12 protein-coding genes are annotated in these 17144 nt (G+C 68.9%); 7 read left to right on the top strand and 5 right to left on the bottom strand.

Annotation, left to right across the window (positions count from 1 at the left end):
• The first annotated feature begins 349 nt into the window (after positions 1-349).
• A complete protein-coding gene (locus SX243_08455) occupies positions 350-2062 on the top strand; it encodes a DUF1800 domain-containing protein (GenBank protein ID MDY7092988.1) in 1713 nt (570 codons plus the stop codon).
• Between the two features lie 16 nt (positions 2063-2078).
• Entirely contained in the window at positions 2079-3464 is a 1386-nt protein-coding gene (locus SX243_08450; protein MDY7092987.1) for a DUF1501 domain-containing protein, read from the top strand.
• A gap of 93 nt (positions 3465-3557) precedes the next feature.
• Here the strand turns inward: SX243_08450 and SX243_08445 are convergent, their stop codons facing one another.
• Complete coding sequence (locus SX243_08445; GenBank protein ID MDY7092986.1) at positions 3558-4199, bottom strand: phasin family protein; 642 nt, start codon at positions 4197-4199, stop codon at positions 3558-3560.
• Positions 4200-4746: 547 nt separating this feature from the next.
• Between SX243_08445 and SX243_08440 the strand changes: the two genes are divergently transcribed.
• From SX243_08440 to SX243_08425, 4 genes are all read left to right on the top strand, one after another.
• Positions 4747-5352, top strand: a complete 606-nt coding sequence (locus tag SX243_08440; GenBank protein MDY7092985.1) for a TetR/AcrR family transcriptional regulator — start codon at positions 4747-4749, stop codon at positions 5350-5352.
• Between the two features lie 120 nt (positions 5353-5472).
• Positions 5473-6570 (top strand): efflux RND transporter periplasmic adaptor subunit, encoded by a 1098-nt coding sequence (locus SX243_08435; protein ID MDY7092984.1) that lies wholly within the window; start codon positions 5473-5475, stop codon positions 6568-6570.
• Complete coding sequence (locus SX243_08430) at positions 6567-10964, top strand: efflux RND transporter permease subunit (protein ID MDY7092983.1); 4398 nt, start codon at positions 6567-6569, stop codon at positions 10962-10964. Before SX243_08435 ends, SX243_08430 begins: the two co-directional genes overlap by 4 nt.
• A gap of 57 nt (positions 10965-11021) precedes the next feature.
• Entirely contained in the window at positions 11022-12191 is a 1170-nt protein-coding gene (locus SX243_08425) for a pyridoxal phosphate-dependent aminotransferase (protein MDY7092982.1), read from the top strand.
• An 8-nt stretch (positions 12192-12199) separates the two neighbouring features.
• Here SX243_08425 and gldC read toward each other — a convergent pair whose 3' ends face one another.
• Complete coding sequence (gldC, locus tag SX243_08420) at positions 12200-12583, bottom strand: gliding motility protein GldC (protein MDY7092981.1); 384 nt, start codon at positions 12581-12583, stop codon at positions 12200-12202.
• A gap of 261 nt (positions 12584-12844) precedes the next feature.
• On the opposite strand from gldC, the gene SX243_08415 reads away from it, so the two are divergent.
• Positions 12845-13783 carry a hypothetical protein gene (locus SX243_08415; GenBank protein MDY7092980.1) on the top strand — a complete coding sequence of 313 codons (939 nt, stop codon included), beginning with the start codon at positions 12845-12847 and terminating at the stop codon, positions 13781-13783.
• A 70-nt stretch (positions 13784-13853) separates the two neighbouring features.
• On the opposite strand, the gene selD is transcribed toward SX243_08415, so the two are convergent.
• The 3 genes from selD to SX243_08400 form a co-directional block, all read right to left on the bottom strand.
• On the bottom strand, positions 13854-14834 hold the full coding sequence (gene selD, locus SX243_08410; GenBank protein MDY7092979.1) for a selenide, water dikinase SelD: 981 nt from the start codon (positions 14832-14834) through the stop codon (positions 13854-13856).
• A gap of 261 nt (positions 14835-15095) precedes the next feature.
• A complete protein-coding gene (locus SX243_08405; GenBank protein MDY7092978.1) occupies positions 15096-15785 on the bottom strand; it encodes a class I SAM-dependent methyltransferase in 690 nt (229 codons plus the stop codon).
• Positions 15782-17140 carry a DUF371 domain-containing protein gene (locus tag SX243_08400; GenBank protein ID MDY7092977.1) on the bottom strand — a complete coding sequence of 453 codons (1359 nt, stop codon included), beginning with the start codon at positions 17138-17140 and terminating at the stop codon, positions 15782-15784. The genes SX243_08405 and SX243_08400 overlap by 4 nt, the downstream gene beginning before the upstream one ends.
• Between the last annotated feature and the right edge of the window lie 4 nt (positions 17141-17144).

Genomic DNA, 17144 nt, shown 5'->3' with positions numbered 1-17144 from the left:
TCTTGAGAGTCTCTCCACCCCCGCCCCGGGATCAATCCCGGGGCTACCCAGGACTCCGCCGGATGAATCCGGCTCCCTGAGCCTGCTCCACCAAGCCTGCTTTCCGGAACCATCGGAGCCGGCCAGAGGCCGGCGCTCCCAGGGGCGCCCAGATCAGCGCCGCCCACTGCAGCCACCATCCCTATCATCTTGACCGCGAAGGCGGGCATTCTCAGCCCCAAGTTGCACTCATCGCAATCCGGCTATAAACTGCAACGCACTTTCGCCCGAGGCCTGGCCGGCGGGGGCCGCCCCCCTCCTTCGCTGCGTTGGTCTTTTGTTCTTCGTTTTGTTGGAGGAGGAGAGGCCCGTGAAAGTCGAACGGACTCTATCGACCCGCCGCCGATGGATCACCGGCGGACTCAGTACCCCGGAAACCAGTACGCCAGAAACTAGAGGCTCCGCATTCAAGGGAGCCGGCGGCCGCGCCACCGCCATGCGCCGTCGGGACCGGACGGCCTTCGAGGGGGTACCCACCCAACCGGCGCTACCGCCCCTCGCCGTGGTGGCCCTCAATCGGCTGGGCTTCGGACCCCGGCCGGGGGACCTGGACGCCTTCCAGGCACTGGGCGGCACCGACACCGCCCGCCTCACCGCTTACGTCGACCAACAGCTAGACCCCGCCTCCATTCCGGACACCGAGGCCGAGGCCCGCATCGCCGCCGGGGGGTTCATCAGCCTGGGCAAGACCCGCGAGCAGCTGTGGAGCGACCACGCGGTCAACGACCCTAACTACGACTACCGCACTCTGCCGCAGGTGGAGACGGAGCGGGCGACGCTGATCCGCCGGATCTACGGCGAGCGCCAGCTCTTCGAGGTGCTGGCGGACTTCTGGCACGACCACTTCAGCGTCTACAGCCGCCACTACATCGTGATGCCGGTCTTCGTGCACTACGACCGGGACTGCATCCGCCCCCACGCCCTGGGCAACTTCCACGACATGCTGGTGGCGGTAGCCCAGAGCACCTCCATGCTCTACTACCTGGACAACTACACCAGCTCCGCCGACGGCCCCAACGAAAACTACGCCCGGGAGCTGATGGAGCTCCACACCCTGGGGTCGGAGAATTATTACGGCGTGATCCCACCGGGAGACGTGCCCACCGACGGCGGGGGCATGCCGGTGGGCTTCGTTGACGAGGACGTCTTCGCCGTCACCCGCGCCCTCACCGGCTGGTCCGTGAGCAACAGCAGCTGGGATCCGGACGTCGGCAATACGGGCCTCTTCCTCTATCGGCCGGAGTGGCACGACACCGGCGCCAAGACGGTGTTGGGCAACGACCTGCCGGCGGGGCAGGAGATGCAGGACGGTCTGGACGTGCTGCGCATCCTCGCCGACCACCCCGGCACCGGCCGCTTCATCGCTCGGAAGCTGTGCCGCAAGCTGATCGGTGACGGCACGCCGTCGTCGCTGATCAACCAGGCCGCGGACCTCTTCACCTCGCTGTCCACGGCGCCGGACCAGATCGCCCAGGTGGTGCGCTTCATCGTGCTTTCCGACGAGTTCCGCAACACCTGGGGGCAGAAGGTCAAGCGCCCCACGGAGATCGCCGTCAGCTCCCTGCGCAGCGTCGGCGCCGACCTCGACCTGTCCATGAGCAGCCCCATCGCCGGCACGTTCTTCTGGCTTTACGGCATGACCGGCCACCGCCTGTTCCGCTGGAAGCCGCCCAACGGCTATCCGGACGTCGCCGGCGCCTGGATGAGCGCTTCGCCGCGGGTCACCTCGTGGCGCCTGACCAATTGGTTCACCGACGCCAACGTCGACGACGTGCCCATCTTCGATCCCACCCCTCAGACCCCCGCCGGCGTGCGCTCGAGCAGTGCCCTGGTGGACTTCTGGAGTGACCGCATTCTCGGCCGGCCGATGGATCCGGCGGCGCGCACCGAGGTGGTGGAGTTCATGGCCCAGGGCCGCAACCCGGACTTCGATCTGCCGCTGGACACGGATGCGGACGTCCAGGAGCGGCTGCGCTCGATGCTCGGCTTGATCTTCTTATCCCCGGATTTCCTGTGGCGCTGAGGCGGAGGTGACGACGATGAAAAGCACACGACGCGGATTCATGATGGGATGCTCGGCGGCCATCGCCAGCCTGGCGGGCTCGCGCATCCACACCGTCGCCTTTGGCGATACCGGCCCGGAAGGGCCCTATCCAAAAGGAGCATTTAACGACGAAACCCTGGTGGTAGTCTTCCTGCGCGGCGGCATGGACGGGCTCAACGTGGTGGCGCCCATCGACGGCGTCGACCGCGGCCATTACGAGGCGGCGCGGCCGGACCTCCAGCTGCCGGTTTCCGGCACCGGAGCCGCCTTGCCCCTGGACGCCCAATTCGGTCTCCACCCGGCGGCGGCGCCGCTGCACGACCTGTGGCAGAACAACAGCCTGGCCATCGTGCACGCCGCCGGCATGAACGAATCCACCCGCTCCCACTTCGACGCCATGGAGTACATCGAGCTGGGCACCCCAGGAGTCAAGAGCACCACCACGGGCTGGCTGACCCGCCATCTCGATTCCGCCAACAATCTGCCGCCGGAGATCGTCATGCCGTCGCTGGCGGTGGGGGATCTGCAGCAGACCTCCCAGCTGGGCAATCTGGAGACCATCAACCTGGTGGATCCGGATCAATTCCATTTCCAGAACGGCCCCTGGCGCTGGCGCGACGCCCAGCGCACCGCTCTGCGGCGGATGCTCCAAGGCGGCAACAGCCCTCTGCACCAAACCGCCCGCCAGGCCCTGGATGCGGTGGACATCGTCGAGCTCTACACCGGTGACAACTACATGCCCGCCAACGGCGCGGTATACCCGGAGACCAGCTTCGGCGAGGACCTGCAGGTGGTGGCCCAGATGATCAAGCTCGATCTGGGGCTGCGGGTGGTCACCGTCGATCTGGGCGGCTGGGACACCCACGAAAGCCAGGGCAATGGCTCCGGTGGCTATTTCGCCGGATTGCTGGGGGAGCTGGCTCAGGGGCTGGCGGCGCTCTATCTGGACCTCGACGGCAGCGGCAGCGCGAACTACGCCCAGCGGCTCACCGTGGTGGCCCAGAGCGAGTTCGGCCGCCGCTTCACCCAGAACGCCGACGACGGCACGGACCACGGGCACGGCAACGTGATGATGGTGCTCGGCGGCAACGTCAACGGCGGGTTCCACGGCGCCTGGCCGGGGCTGGCGCCGGGGCAGCTCTTCGAAGGGGTGGATCTGGCGGTGACCACCGACTACCGACAGGTGCTGAGCGAGATCCTCATCCGCCGGCTGGGCAACAACCAGCTGGGCACCGTTTTCCCCGGCTATGGCGGCTACAGCCCCCTGGGCGTGGTCCAGGGCAACGACATTCCGCCGGATTACAGCGGCGGCCGGGAGGAGATCTTCAGCGACGGCTTCGAGACCGGCGATCCGGGACGGTGGATCGTCGGCGGCGGGTGATTCTTCCCATGCACCAAACCCCTCCGCGGCAGGGCGCCGGGAGGGGTTTTGGCTATCTACAAGCCCGCTGCGAGCGGGCGGAGGGCGAGCTTCTTAGTTCGAGGTGTCGCCGTAGCTGTAGCTGTGCTGGATGGTTCCGTCCATCTTGTGCACCACCACCTGGCTCGGCTCCTGGCTCTTGGCCAGCTCGCGGGCGGCGTCGACGGCCTCGCCCTTGGTGTCCTTGATCACCACCGGGGTCTCGGCGCCTTCCGCCTGCACCTTCCAGCCGTCGGCCTCGGTGGAGACGTGGTAGACGACGCGGCTGGCGGCCGGCGTTGCGGCACCGCTCCACAGCTCGACCTGCTTGGTGAGCTCCTCGACCCGCTGGGTCAAGGTCTGGATCTCCGAGCGGGTGGGAATGCCCAGGCGATGAAGGGCGTTGGCGACCTGCTGGTCGAAGCGGCCACCGGCCTCGTCGAGGGTGTCCTGGACGCGGGAGCGAGCCTTGGTGTACTCGCCCTCGACCCGGGAACGGGCCTTGTCGAATTCGCCCTCGACTCGAGCGCGCACCTTGTCCGCCTCTTTCTTGCCGCGGGTAGAAGCCTCGCGACCCTGCTCCACCAGCTGATCGAAGAGCTTGGTGGTGCCCTCCTCAACGGTGGAGACGGCGCCAAGGCCAGCAAGCCACACTTTGCGGGCGGATTCCAGTACCTCTGTCTGAAGCTTGTCGACATTCAGTTTGTTCTTAGCCATGGTGTCTCTCCTCTCTCGCATCTCGGCGCGCTCGCTGGGGAGCGGCGCCGAGTCCTGCGCGCTATATCTCGTGGAGCCCCCGAACGGCACATCGCCGTCCAGTGCTCCTTACTCTCGTTGTCAAAATCTTCAGCCTTTTTGGCTGACCGCGGGAAGCGGCTTGGCGAATCGCTTGTGCGGCTCTTTGCCGCCTCCCGACAATCAAAAGATACCGCACTGCGGCATGCTTGTCAAGGGCAATTCCGCGGCGCGGCAATGCCCATAAGATCAATACCCACAATATTTAGCCTCCATCACCAGATCTGTCACCCACCAATCAGCCGCGGCGCGGCGTGATCTATTAGGCCCTTGTTCCCATCCTCAGAACCGGGACATGCCGCAGCGCGTCAAAGATCTTGGAGCAGTCTTCGGCGTCGCCGGGGGGCTGCCGGGCAGTCAGAGGGCCGGAGAAAAGCCTTGACCCCGGGAAAGCTACTTCCTAGTATTGACCGGCCGGCCAGTTCACGACTGAGAACACCTGGAGCCGGCGAAGGAACCGAACCCGACAATGGCTGCCAAACGAGACCCCGAAGCCACCCGCGCCGCCATTTTGCAGGCTGCCGAAGAGGAGTTTCTGCAAAAAGGCTTCGCCGACACCAGCACCTCCGCCATCGCCCGCGGTGCCGGCGTCACCAAGAGCCTGATCCACCACCACTTCGGCTCCAAGGAGAAGCTGTGGAACGAGGTCAAGGTGCGGCGCTTCGCTCAATACGCCGAGGCGCAGATCCGCATGACGGAGACCTCGTCGCCGGACGCCGACCTGCTGCGCCGCTCCATGAAGCTGTACTTCAAATTCCTCCAGGACAATCCGGAGGTGGTACGGCTGATGGCGTGGATGTATCTGGAAGGGGACGACGAGTGCACCGACATCGACCGCAAGGTGCTGCTGGCGGGGGCGGAGAAGATCCGAGAGGGCCAGGAGAACGGCTCCCTGAGAAACGACATCGACCCCCGGTACATCCTGGTCCTCTTCGTTTCCCTGGGCAAGCAGTGGTTCCAATCTCATGAGCGCCTGTGCAGCGCCTTGAACTTCGACCAGCCCATGGAGCAAACCGACGCCGAATATCTGGAGGCGATGGAAAAGATCTTCTTCGAGGGGGTCTTGCCCCGCTGAGAGCTGCCTTTTTTCTGGCCCGCTATTGACCGGCCGGCCAGTTAACAATCCCGTAACACTGTACTGATCCACATCCCTCAACCGAATAGCCGATCCGCCACCCCCACCTGGAGCCACACCATGAGACGAGGACGCCTGCTAGCCCCGATCATCGGCATCGCCCTACTAGCCATCGCTTTGCCCTTGGCCCTGACCTCCCGCGCCACCAGCGTCGAGGCGCCCCCCATCGCCACCAAACGGGTGGAGGTGGCACCAGCGAGCACTGCCGATGTCGCCCGCGACCTGCGCTTCTCCGGCATCGTTCGGGCGGAGCGCCACGCCGAGCTCTCCTTCCCCCTGGGCGGGCGCCTGGTGCGCCGGCCGGTGGATCTCGGCGACCGCGTGCGGGCCGGCCAGGTGCTCGCCGAGCTCGACCTGCGGCAGACCGCCAACGCCCTGGAGAGCGCCCGGGCGGCGCTGGCGGAGGTAGAGGCCCGGCGGATGCAGACCCAGCAGGAGCGCCAACGGGTGGAGCGCCTCGCCGCCAGCGGTGCCGCCACCGCCGAGGAGCTGGAGCAGGTCACCGCCGCCGCCGAGGCCCTGGAAGCAGCCAAGGCCGCAGCCCAAGCGCGGTTGGAGGACGCCCGGCGGATGGGCGACGACTCGGTGCTCATCGCCTCCTTCGCCGGCACCATCACCGAGGTGAGGATGGAGGTGGGGGAATACGCCGGCGCCGGCAAGACGGTGATGGTGGTCAGCGGTGACGGTCCGCTGGAGGTCGAGGTGGGGGTCCCGGAAGGGCTGGTGACCCAGCTGGAGCCGGGGAGCGACGCCGAGGCGCGACTACCCTTCGCCGAAGATCGCACGGTGCCCGGCACCGTCCGCTCCCTGGGGCGCGCCGCCGCCGGCGCCGGCAACCTCTTCCCGGTGGTGGTGGCGCTGGGAGAACCGCAAGGGGTGGCGCCGGGGATGACCGCCGAAGTGCTCCTCACCAGCCGCACCAACGACTCGGTGACGGTGCCTCTGGCGGCCATCCTCAACCCCGGCGGCAGCCGCCCCCGGGTCTTTCGTCTGATCGATGACGGCGCAGAAGAAATCGTGCAGCAGGTGGCGGTGCGGGTCGAGCAGCTCACCGGCGAGCGGGTGGCGGTGCGGGGCGAGCTGGAGCCCGGCGATCTGGTGGTGGTGAGCGGCCACGGCGGCCTGCTCGACGGCGACACCGTGGAGGTGGTGCGGTGAGGGCCCTCACCGGCATCCTGCGCCAGCGCAAGCTGGTGCTCACCCTCGCTCTTCTGCTGGCCTTCCTGGGAGTGGCGTCCTGGGCCACCATGAAACGGCAGGAAGATCCCCGGCTGCCGGACTATTGGGGGCAGGTGGTGGTCACCTTCCCCGGTGCCGACGCCGAGACGGTGGAGCGGCTGGTGCTCGACCGGCTGGAGGAGTACCTGGCGTCGGTGGCCCAGGTGGGGGAGATCAGCTCCACCGCCTACAGCGAGGTGGCGGTGCTGACCATCGACCTGCGAGAGGACACGGACGACACCGACGGCGCCTGGGACGAGGTGCGGGAGGCCCTGGAGGACGCCACGCCGGAGCTTCCCGACGGCGCCTCCGAACCGCGCCTCAACGACGACCTCCAGGACCAGGAGGGCATCGTCTACGCCCTCACCGGGCACCCCGATCCGCTGGAGCTCAAGGGCGCCGCGGACCGGCTCAAGGACGAGTTGCTGGCGCTGTCGGTGGTCTCCAAGGTGGAGATCGTCGCTGATCCCGGGGATCAGATCGTGGTCGAGCTCACCGCCTCCGCCGCCCGCCGGCTGGGCGTCGACCCCCGCCAGCTGGCGGCCCAGCTGGGGGCCCGCAACCGCATCCTCCCCGGGGGCTCGGTGGAGCTTTCCGGACGCAACGTGACCCTGCGGCCCCAGAGCGAATTCGAGAGCCTGGACGAGATCCGCAACACCCCGGTGCTGCTGCCGTCGGGTTCGACGGTGCCCCTCTCCTCCATCGCCACCGTGCGCCGCGGGCCGGAGGAGCCGGTGACGGCGCGCATGCGCTACGACGGCGAGAACGCCGTGGGCCTGGGGGTGGTGCTGCGCACCGGCATCAACGTCATCTCCGCCGGCGAGACCGTGCGCGGGCGGATGGAAGAGCTGCGAGACCAGGTGGCGCCGGTGGAGGTCACCGAGGTGGCCTTCCAGCCGGATCGGGTGGAGCACCGCCTGGACGAGCTGGGACGCTCGCTGCTCCTCGGCGTGATGATCGTCGCCGGCGTGTTGATGCTCACCATGGGCCTACGAATGGGGCTCATCGTCGCCTCAGTGGTGCCCCTGGTGGCCCTCTCCGCCCTCGCCGTCTACGCCATGGGCGGCGGCGTGCTGCACCAGATTTCGGTGGCGGCGCTGGTCATCGCCCTGGGCATGCTGGTGGACAACGCCATCGTGGTGGCGGAAAACATCCAGTGGCGCCTGGACCGCGGCGAGCCCAGCGAGGAAGCGGCCACCGGCGCCGTGGCGGAGCTGGCCACACCCTTGGCAGCGGCCACCGCCACCACCCTGGCGGCCTTCGTGCCGATGTACTTGGCGGAGGGCGGCACCGGCGAGTTCACCCGCGCCATCCCGCTGCTCATCATGCTCACCCTGACGGTGAGCTACCTCTTCGCCGTCTTCGTCACCCCCGCCCTCTCCAACATGCTGCTGCGGCCCCAGCTCAGCTCTCTGAATGGTGGGCCCCGCAAGGGATGGCTGGAGCGCCAGGCGCCGCGGCTGGGCCGGCTGGCGGTGCGCCGGGCGGGTTGGGTGCTGCTGGCGGTGGCGGTGCTGGTGGGCTCCTCGCTGCTGGCCGCCGGCTGGGTCAAACAGCAATTCTTCCCATCCTCCGACCGCAACCAGCTGGTGGTGGATCTGCGGCTGCCCGAGGGCAGTCACCTGGACGCCACCGACCGTCAGGCCCAGGTGCTCGAACGGGCGCTCCTGGCGCATCCGGAAGTGGTTTCGGTGGCGGGCTTCGTGGGTCGCAGCACGCCGAAGTTCTACTACAACCTCAACACCATCCCGTGGAGCCCGCACCTGGCCCAGCTGGTGGTGGAAACCACCTCCACCGACAGCCTGGAGGAAGTGATCCACTGGACTCGGGACTTCGTCTACCAGGAGTTGCCGGCGGTGGAGCTGGTGGTCCAGAAGCTCGAACAGGGGCCGTCCATCGCCGCACCGGTGGAGATCCGCCTCTACGCCCAGGAGCTGGAGCCCCTGAGCCAGGCCGCCGACGCGGTGCTGGCGGAGCTGCGGGCCATCCCCGGCGCCGCCGACGTGCGCCACAGCCTGGGCGGCGGTACGCCGATGATGCGCTTCCACATCGAGGACGCCGCCGCCGGCCGCCGGGGCATGAGCCGGGACGATGTCGCCCTCTCCCTCTTCGGCCGCACCCGCGGCCTGCCGGTGGGCTACTTCCGCGCCGAAGACGAGCCGGTGCCGGTGGTGGTGCGCTCGCCGGAGGGCGAGGCGCTGCCGGTGGAAGACCTCCTCTCCATGGACATCTCCACCCCCGGCGGTGAACCCGTGCCCCTGGGTCAGCTGGCCCGGCTGGAGCTCCAATGGCGCCCCGCCGCCATCCACCACCACGATGGCCAGCGGGTGGTGCGGGTGCTCTCCCAACTCGACGGCGAGGCGACCTACAGCGACGTACTGCGCCAGCTGGAGCCGAAGCTCCAGGCCATGGACCTGCCGGCGGGAGTGAGCTGGCAGTTCGGTGGCGCCGCCGAGGGCTCGGAGGAAGCCAATGTAGCCATGTTGCGCACCTTCCCCATCGGCGTGCTGCTGCTGCTGGGCATCCTGATGTCCGAGTTCCGCTCCTTCCGCCGCGTCGGCATCGTGTTGGTCACCGTCCCCCTGGCCGCCGCCGGCGTGGTGCCGGGCCTGCTGGTGAGCGGTCAGCCCTTCGGCTTCATGTCGCTGCTGGGGGTCATCGCGCTGGTGGGAGTGGTGGTCAACAACGCCATCGTCATGCTCGAGGTGGTGGAGGCTCGCCGGGCCGACGGCGAACCCATTCCGGTGGCCCTCATCGAGGCGGTGGAGCGCCGGCTGCGGCCCATTCTCCTGACCACCGCCACCACCGTCGCCGGTCTGCTGCCGCTGGCCTTCTCCCCCTCCACCCTGTGGCCGCCCATGGCCTGGGCCATGATCTCCGGTCTCATCGCCTCGACGGTGCTCACCGTGCTGGTGGTGCCGGCGCTCTACACCCTGCTCTTCGTGCCGCGGCGCATCGACTTCCTGCCTCAGTGGTTGCGTTCCCGCCGGGCCGCCACCGCCGGGCTCTTGCTGCTGGCGCTAGTGGCCGCGGGGGGCGCCCAGGCCCAACCGCCGATGAATCAGTCGCCGGTGATGATGACCCTCGAGCAGGCCATGGACGCCGCGGTACAGCGCCCGCGGGCACAGGCCGCCGGAGATCGCGCCGAGGCCGCCGGGGCCGCCGCCCGCGCCGAGCGACGGGCAGCCCTGCTGCCCACCGTCACCGTCGGCGGCGGGGTCAACGAGCGGGATCGGGATCTCGACCTGGTCACCCCCATCGGCGACATCTCCTTCGGCGACCGCCGTAGCGAGAGCGGCGAGGTGCGGGTGGTGCAGCCACTCCTCGACCCGGCGCGACTCTTCTACGCCGCCCCCGCCGCCCGCGCCGAGGCCGAGGCCGCCGAGAGCCAGGCCTACCGAAGCCGCGAAGAGGCCGCCGCCGAGGCCGCCGAAGCCTTCCTCGACGTCCTCGCCCTGGACGCCCGCCGCCAGGCTACGGAGAGCTTCATCGCCAGCCTGGAGACCCGCCTGCGGGACACCCGGTCGCGGGTCGACGCCGGGCGGGCGCTGGAATCCGACGCCCTCAAGGTCCAGCTGGCCCTCGACTCGGCGCGGCAAGATCTGTTGGCCCTGGAGCAGGCCCGGGAGGTCGCCACCTGGGCCCTGGGCATGGCGGTGGGAGCCGACAACCCCGTGAAGCCACGGTGGGAGCCCCAAGGGAAAAGCGGGTGGAAGAACGAGGGGGAAGGCGAGGCCTTGGCCGCTAGCTCGGCGCAGGCCCGGGGCTCAGCACCGGCGCAGCAGGCCTTCGAGCACCGCCAGGATCTGGCCGCCTTAAACCAGCAGCTGAACGCCCTGGAGCTGCGGCGCAAGGCGGTGAGCGCCGAACGGCTGCCGCGCCTCGACGCCGACGCCCGCTGGACCTGGACCACCGGCAGCCCCTACCGCGAGGACAATTGGATCGAGGCTGGGGTGCTGGTCTCCTGGCGCCCCTTCGCCGCCGCCACCAACCGGCCGCGGCAGCGGGCCCTGGAGGCCCAGGCCCAGGCGCGGCAGCGGGAGCTGCAAGAAGCCCGCCGCGGCGTGAGCCTGGAAATCCGCGCCGCCCGCGCCGAGCTCGCCACCGCCCGTGGCGCCGTCACTGTCGGCAGGACCGGTGTCGAACAGGCCACGGAGACCTTGCGAGTCGAGCGCCAGCGCTACGACGCCGGCCGCGCCACCACCAACGATCTGCTGGCGGCGGAGGCCGCCCTGCGGGACGAGCAAACCCGCCGAGATCTCGCCGAGCTGGACGTCGTCCGCGCCTCCATTCGGCTGCGGCTGGCGCAGGGGGAGCTGCTGGGATCCAGCTGACGCACTCACTGGCGGGCGCTTCGCGCGAAGGGCCTGTGGCCGTGTAGAATCGCCGCAATGCCCAAATATCCACGCGCTTCCCCCACCATCGCCGCCATGGTCGGCTCCGTCTATTCCAGCGTCGCCGAACGAGTCCGCCGCTACGACGGCGAGCTCTATCCGCTGCACATCGGCGATACCTGGATGGAGCCCGCCGAAGGTTGCCGCATGGAGAACCTGACAGTGGCGGAGCATCCCGGCATGCATCGCTACTCGCCCCCCGCCGGGCGCAAAGACCTGCGCCGCGCCATCGCTGGGCACACCGAGGAGCGCAGCGGCTGCGCCACCACGGAAGACCAGGTGATCATCTGCGCCGGCGCCACCGCCGCCCTCTCCACCGCCGTCGGCGCGCTGGTGGATCCCGGTGAGGAAGTGCTGATCATGGCTCCCTACTGGCCGCTCATCGCGGGCATGGTGCGAGCCTTCCGGGCCACGCCGGTGCCGGTGCCCTTCTTCGCCGGCGACGATCTACCCGCCAACGCCGAGGAAGCGGTGGAGGCTTTCCGCAGCCGCTGCACCGATCGCACCGTGGCCCTCTACGTCAACACGCCCCACAACCCCAGCGGCAAGGTGCTGCCGGCGGAGTGGGCGCGGGCGATCGTGGAATGGGCGGCCTCGGAAGATCTCTGGGTGATCTCCGACGAGGTTTACGAGGAATTTGTCTATGCCGGTGAGCACACCCCCCTGCGGCCCATGGATCCGGAACGGGTGATCACCTCCCAGAGTTTCTCCAAGGCCTATGGCATGACCGGCAATCGTTGCGGCTATCTGGTGGGGCCGGCGGAAGCGCTGGCGGAGTGCAAGAAGATCGGCACCGACACCTACTATTGCGCCCCCACCGCCTCCCAGCTGGCCGCCGTCGAGGCCCTCGCCGGCCCCGGCCAGGAGTGGGCGCGGACGGCCCGGGAGCGCTACGCGGAGCTCGGCCGCGCCGCCGCCGCCAAGCTAGGGGTCCCGACCCCTGAAGGCTCGACCTTCTTCTTCGTCGATGTCAGCGAGCAGCTGGACTTCGAGCAGGAGGATCCCCTCCTGGGCTTCCTCGAGCGCTGCGCCGACCGCGGCCTGCTGGTGGCCCCGGGTCCCAGCTTCGGCCCCTACCCTCACCACGTGCGGGTGTGCTTCACCTCCGCCGAGCCGGAGGTGGTGTTGCGAGGCTTCGACGTGCTGGCGGAGCTCCTCGCTTCGTAAACCGGTAGCTACTCTTCCGCCGGCAGCTGCAGACGGGTCGCTAGATCCTGGGTGAAGGCGCGGATCTCGTCCGCCTGCTCCTGATTGTTGGTGGCGTTCTGGAAGGTATCCGCCATGGTCATCAGGGTCTGGAGGACGAAGGCGTTCATCTGATCCACCTTCATCTCCTTGGTCCACAGATCGATGCGCAGCGTCGCCTTGTTCGCCGCATCCCAGATGGAGAGCAGGAAGGCATCGCAGGCCTGGGGCTCCGGATGAGGAGCATCGGTGGCATGCCAGTGAATGGTCTCGGCGATGCGTTTCTCGTCCAGCTGAACGTTGAGGGTGATCTGCTTGTCCTGCGGCGGCTGGGTCTGATCTTGCTCAGACTGGTTGGGGACGTCCTGACTCATGGTGTTTCGACTCCTGTCTTTGCCGGCACTTCTTGAGCGGCGCTTCTTGAATGGCGCTTCTTTTTCGGCCTTGCTCTTTTCCGGCCTTTTTCTCCGGTCTTGCTCGTCCGACACCGGGGGGATCTTCGGCGGTGGTCGGTGGCAGCGCCGGAGCCGGATGGTAGCACCTCCCGTTCCGCGGTCTCGACCGGAATTCCTTGGCCACCGAAAGCGTTTTCTGAAGTAGTAGTGTCTCTGCCAACCCGCGCCGATGGAGGTTCCATGCACCGCCCGACGACCCATCCCGCATTTCTCCGCACCCCCCGGCTGCCGAGACTAGCCTTCACCGCCCTCCTCCTGACCTTCCTGGTCCCGGCCGCAGATGTCGCTGCGGACGTCATCCAGCTGAAGAACGGGCGCACTCTGGAGGGCAAGGTGCGAGATGCGGAGAACGGCCAGATCGAGATCGTCCTGCCCTACGGCAGCCTGGCCTTCCCGCGGGATCTGGTGGCTTCCATCGAGTGGGGAGACACCATCGAGGACGAGGTGCTGGAACGTTTGAGCCAGCTGGCCCCGGACGATGCCGACGGTCTCTACGATCTAGCCCTCTACTGCCAGAATCAGAGCGCCTACACCCTCGCCGGCCGACTGCTGGAGGAGGTGCTGCTCATCGATCCGGACCATCCGGAAGCCCGGCACGATCTGGGCTACGTTCTCGACGACGACCGCTGGGTAACCGAGGAAGAATACCGCCGACGGCGAGGTCAGGTGGCCTTCCGCGGTGGTTGGGTGCAGGCGGCGGAGCGCGACCGCATCCTCACCCTCGAAGGCGCCCTCTCCGACCGCCGGCGGCGCACCGAGATCGAGCAGGCCCGGCTGGAGGTGGAGCTGGCGCGGCTGGAGGCGGAGCTCACCCGCGAGCAGCGGGAGACCGCCGACGGCGTCGCCGCCCAGACCCTCTATCCCGTGGGAACCTTCGGCCCGCTCTACGGCGCGCCCGGCCAGCATCCCTACTACCCGCCCGGCACCCTTCGCCCCGGCCCCTCCCACGGCCACCCCGGCGAGCACTATCACCAGAGCACGCCCCACCAGCGGGTCGAGCGCCAATTGGAGGATCGCCGCGTCCAGCGCACCGCCCCGGGCGCGCAAGCTACCCCTCCGGCCCCCCAAAGCCCCCCCGCCGGCTCCCGCCACAATCGCGGGGGGATGATCCGGCCTTGAGGGGCCCCGTCGGCTGCCGAAAGGCCAACTTCTTACCCAACTGACTGGGCGCAGTAACGAGGGAACGAGGCTAGGAAACCACCAACCGCGGCTCCCCGCGGCGGACGAAGCCGATCTCCCGGGCGTCGAGGCCGGTGGAGCGGAGGCCGCCGAGGAGGGCTTCGGCGCTGCCTTTCGACACCGAGATCAGCAGTCCGCCGGAGGTTTGGGGGTCGAAGAGGAGTTCTTCCTGCTCCTTGGAGAGGTCCGGCAGCTCCAGAGAATCCTGGGTGTAGCGTCGGTTGAGACCGGTGCAGCCGGTGCTGACACCGGCTCGGACCAGGCGGTAGAAGCCGTTGAGCACCGGCAGATCCCCATACCGAAGGTGTAGCTCGACGCCGGAAGCCTTGGCCACCTCCAGAGCGTGACCGGCGAGCCCGAAGCCGGTGATGTCGGTGGCGGCGTGGGCGCCATGGGCCAAGGCCAGGCGGGAGGCCTCCAGGTTGAGCACCTCCATCTGCGTCAGCGCCGCTTCCAGCCCGGCCTCGTCGAGCTGATCCGCCTTGAAGGCGTTGACCAACACGCCGGTGCCCAGGGCCTTGGTCAGCAGCAGGCGATCCCCGGGGCGAGCTCCGGCGTTGGTGAGCAGTCGCTCCGGATCCGCCTCGCCGATCACCGCCAGGCCGTATTTGAGCTCGTCGTCCTTCACCGAGTGACCGCCCAGCAGCGCCGCCCCCGCCTCCCGCAACTTCTCCGCGGCTCCCACCAGGATCTCCGCCAGCACGCCCTCCGGCGCCCCGGCACCGGGAAAGCAGCAGAGGTTGAGGCCCAGCAGCGCCTCGCCGCCCATGGCGAAGATGTCCGAGAGAGCGTTGGCCGCCGCCACCCGCCCGAAGCGGCGGGGATCGTCGCACACCGGCGTGATGAAGTCGGCGGTGGCCACCAGGGCGCGGTCGCCGTAGCGCATCACCCCGGCGTCGTCGGCGGTTTGGGGCCCGACCACAACTCTCCCGTCCCCACCGGCGAGGCCGGTAAGCCGCTCGATCATCGAGGAAAGGTCCCCCGGACCTATTTTGGCCGCTCAGCCACCGGTGGTGGCGAGGGCGGTGAGGCGGAATTTCCGCTGCCGCTCCGTCATGGGCGGATGATATCTCGCGGAGGATCCGACAGCACGACGGGCAAACGAGTTGTGAAACTAGTTACGGCACCGCCTGCGAACCGGCGGGGCGAATGGAATGAAACGGGTCACCGCTGCCCCAGTGCCGTCTCGGAGCTGGTGCTCCCAGCGTTCTTGGGCTGGGTGGGGGTGTCGTCCCGCCAGGGACGAGATGTACTAGCGAGGGGTTTCAACCCCTCGCGGGGCCTTCAGGTCAGCCACCCGCCGCCCCACCAACATCAGCGTCGAGCGAGCGGAACCGCGCACCAACCGCTGGCCCCAGGAGGTGCGGTGGGGGATCTCGCCGGCGAGCTCCGTCACCTCGTCCACCACGACCCCCGCCCGGGCATAGGCGGGCACCAGCTCGCGGCGGGCGCGCTCCGCGTCCAGGGGCGGCAAGGCCAGGCGGTCGCGGTAGTCGTGGTCGTCGAAGACGCTGGCGTTGAGCAGGATCACCACCCGCGCCTCCGGCACCGCCAGGGCAGCCAGCCGCCGCAGCTGAGGCTCCACCGGCTCCACCAACATCCGCTGCAGCGAGCCCCAGGGGAAATTGACCGTCAGCAGGTCGGCGATGCCCTCCAGGGGCCCCGGCAGATCCTCCGCCGCCGCCACCAGGAAACGCGCGTTGGCCGCCCCGCCCCGGGTCGGCTTGCGCCGCGCCCGCACCGCCTCCTTGCGCATGGCGTCGGCGACGGCGTCGAGCCCCAGGCAGAAGGTGTCGGGGTGCTCTTTGGCATGGCGCAGCACGAAGCGTCCGTCGCCGGTGCCCACGTCCACCAAGCAATGCTCGTAGCCCCGGCGCTCCTCCCACAGGGCCTCGGCGTCGAGATCGTGCTCCTGCTTGCCTTCGAGAATCCGCATCGTCACTCCCCACCCTCCGGGCCGCTCACTGCATCCTTTAGCTTCAGCAGGTGCTGGTAGGCCTGGCGCTGGGTCCAGCCCTGAGCCGCTGCCAGAGCCGGAGAGAGGGTCTTGACTCGCAAGCCGTGGTCCAGCAACGCTCGCAACAGATCGTCTGGAGTGGCCGCTCCGGTGGAATTCTCGGCGTCCGAAGAATCCTCCCCGGCTGGTGGATCCAGTACCAGCCAGCAGGGAGCTGACATCTTGGAGCGGATCGTTCCGTACTGGGCCAAGCCCTCCACCGGTCCTCGCCACCAGCACTCCCGGCGACCACCAGGGTCTTCCACCACCACCGCCCGAAATCCCGGCAGGAGCTCGGTGGCAGTCGCCCCCAGAACGACGAGCTGCCGCGCAGGGACGCTGACGACCAAGGCACCCGCGTGGCGGCGCCGGGTCAGAGCGGTGCGCAACTCTTGACGCCGGCGGGGTATCTCACCCAACCATTGCAACGGCGGATGGGCGATCCCTGCCGCCGCCGCCACCGCCCACCAGGTCGGCGTCGTGGGCCCAGGAGTGACAGTCACCCGACGCTCCCAGGCGGCATGCACCAGGGCCCGCTCCGGCGATTCGGCGGCGAGGGTCCCCTCGTCCAGCAGCAACGCCAGCCGGGCCCCGGCGCTCAGCGCGTCCGCCGCCGCCGTCACCGCTTCGTCGGGGGCCACGGCGCTGGTCAGGGGCCACTGCTCCACGGGCGGATCCAGCGCCATCATCCAATCCGGCAGGGGATCGACCGTGATCACCGCATCCACCGCGGAGAGTAGCCGCTGAAGCTCCTCGCTCGGATGCTCCGCCTGGGCTCTCGACACGACGTAGAGGGCTCCGGTGAGGGCTGGGCGATAGGTTCCGGCGTCATCCTCCTCCACCGCTGGCAGCTCCTCGGAGGGCAACGCTTCGATCTCCACCTCCAGCACCGCCGCTGGATTCCTCAAGGCCTCGGTCAGCTTCCGGTCCAGATCCCGCGCTCCCTTGTCCGCGGCGAAGGCGAAGGTCCGCCCGGCGCGCTGGTCGCTGCGCCGCAGCACCAAGGTCTCCCGGGCCGCCATGTGCGGCGTGACCACCGCCCGCACCTCATCTTCCAGCTCCCCCACCCGCAGCCGCAACACCACCGGCCCCCGTACCAAGGCCACCCGCCGCGGCTCGAAATCCGCCGCCACGCCGACGATGCAGGTACCCCGCTCGGTGAGCTCGGTCTCGCGGGTGATCTCCAGGCTCTTGCCGTGGCTCGCCTTGATGTTGCGATGCCCTCGCGCCCGAAACCGCACCCCTTCCCCGGCGCCAGCGTGGCGGGGAAAGACTGGATCGCGGGAAGTGGGGTGGCTCATGGTG

Source organism: Acidobacteriota bacterium (assembly GCA_034211275.1).
Lineage (GTDB): Bacteria > Acidobacteriota > Thermoanaerobaculia > Multivoradales > JAHZIX01 > JAGQSE01.
This window is presented reverse-complemented; position numbering and strand designations above follow the sequence as displayed.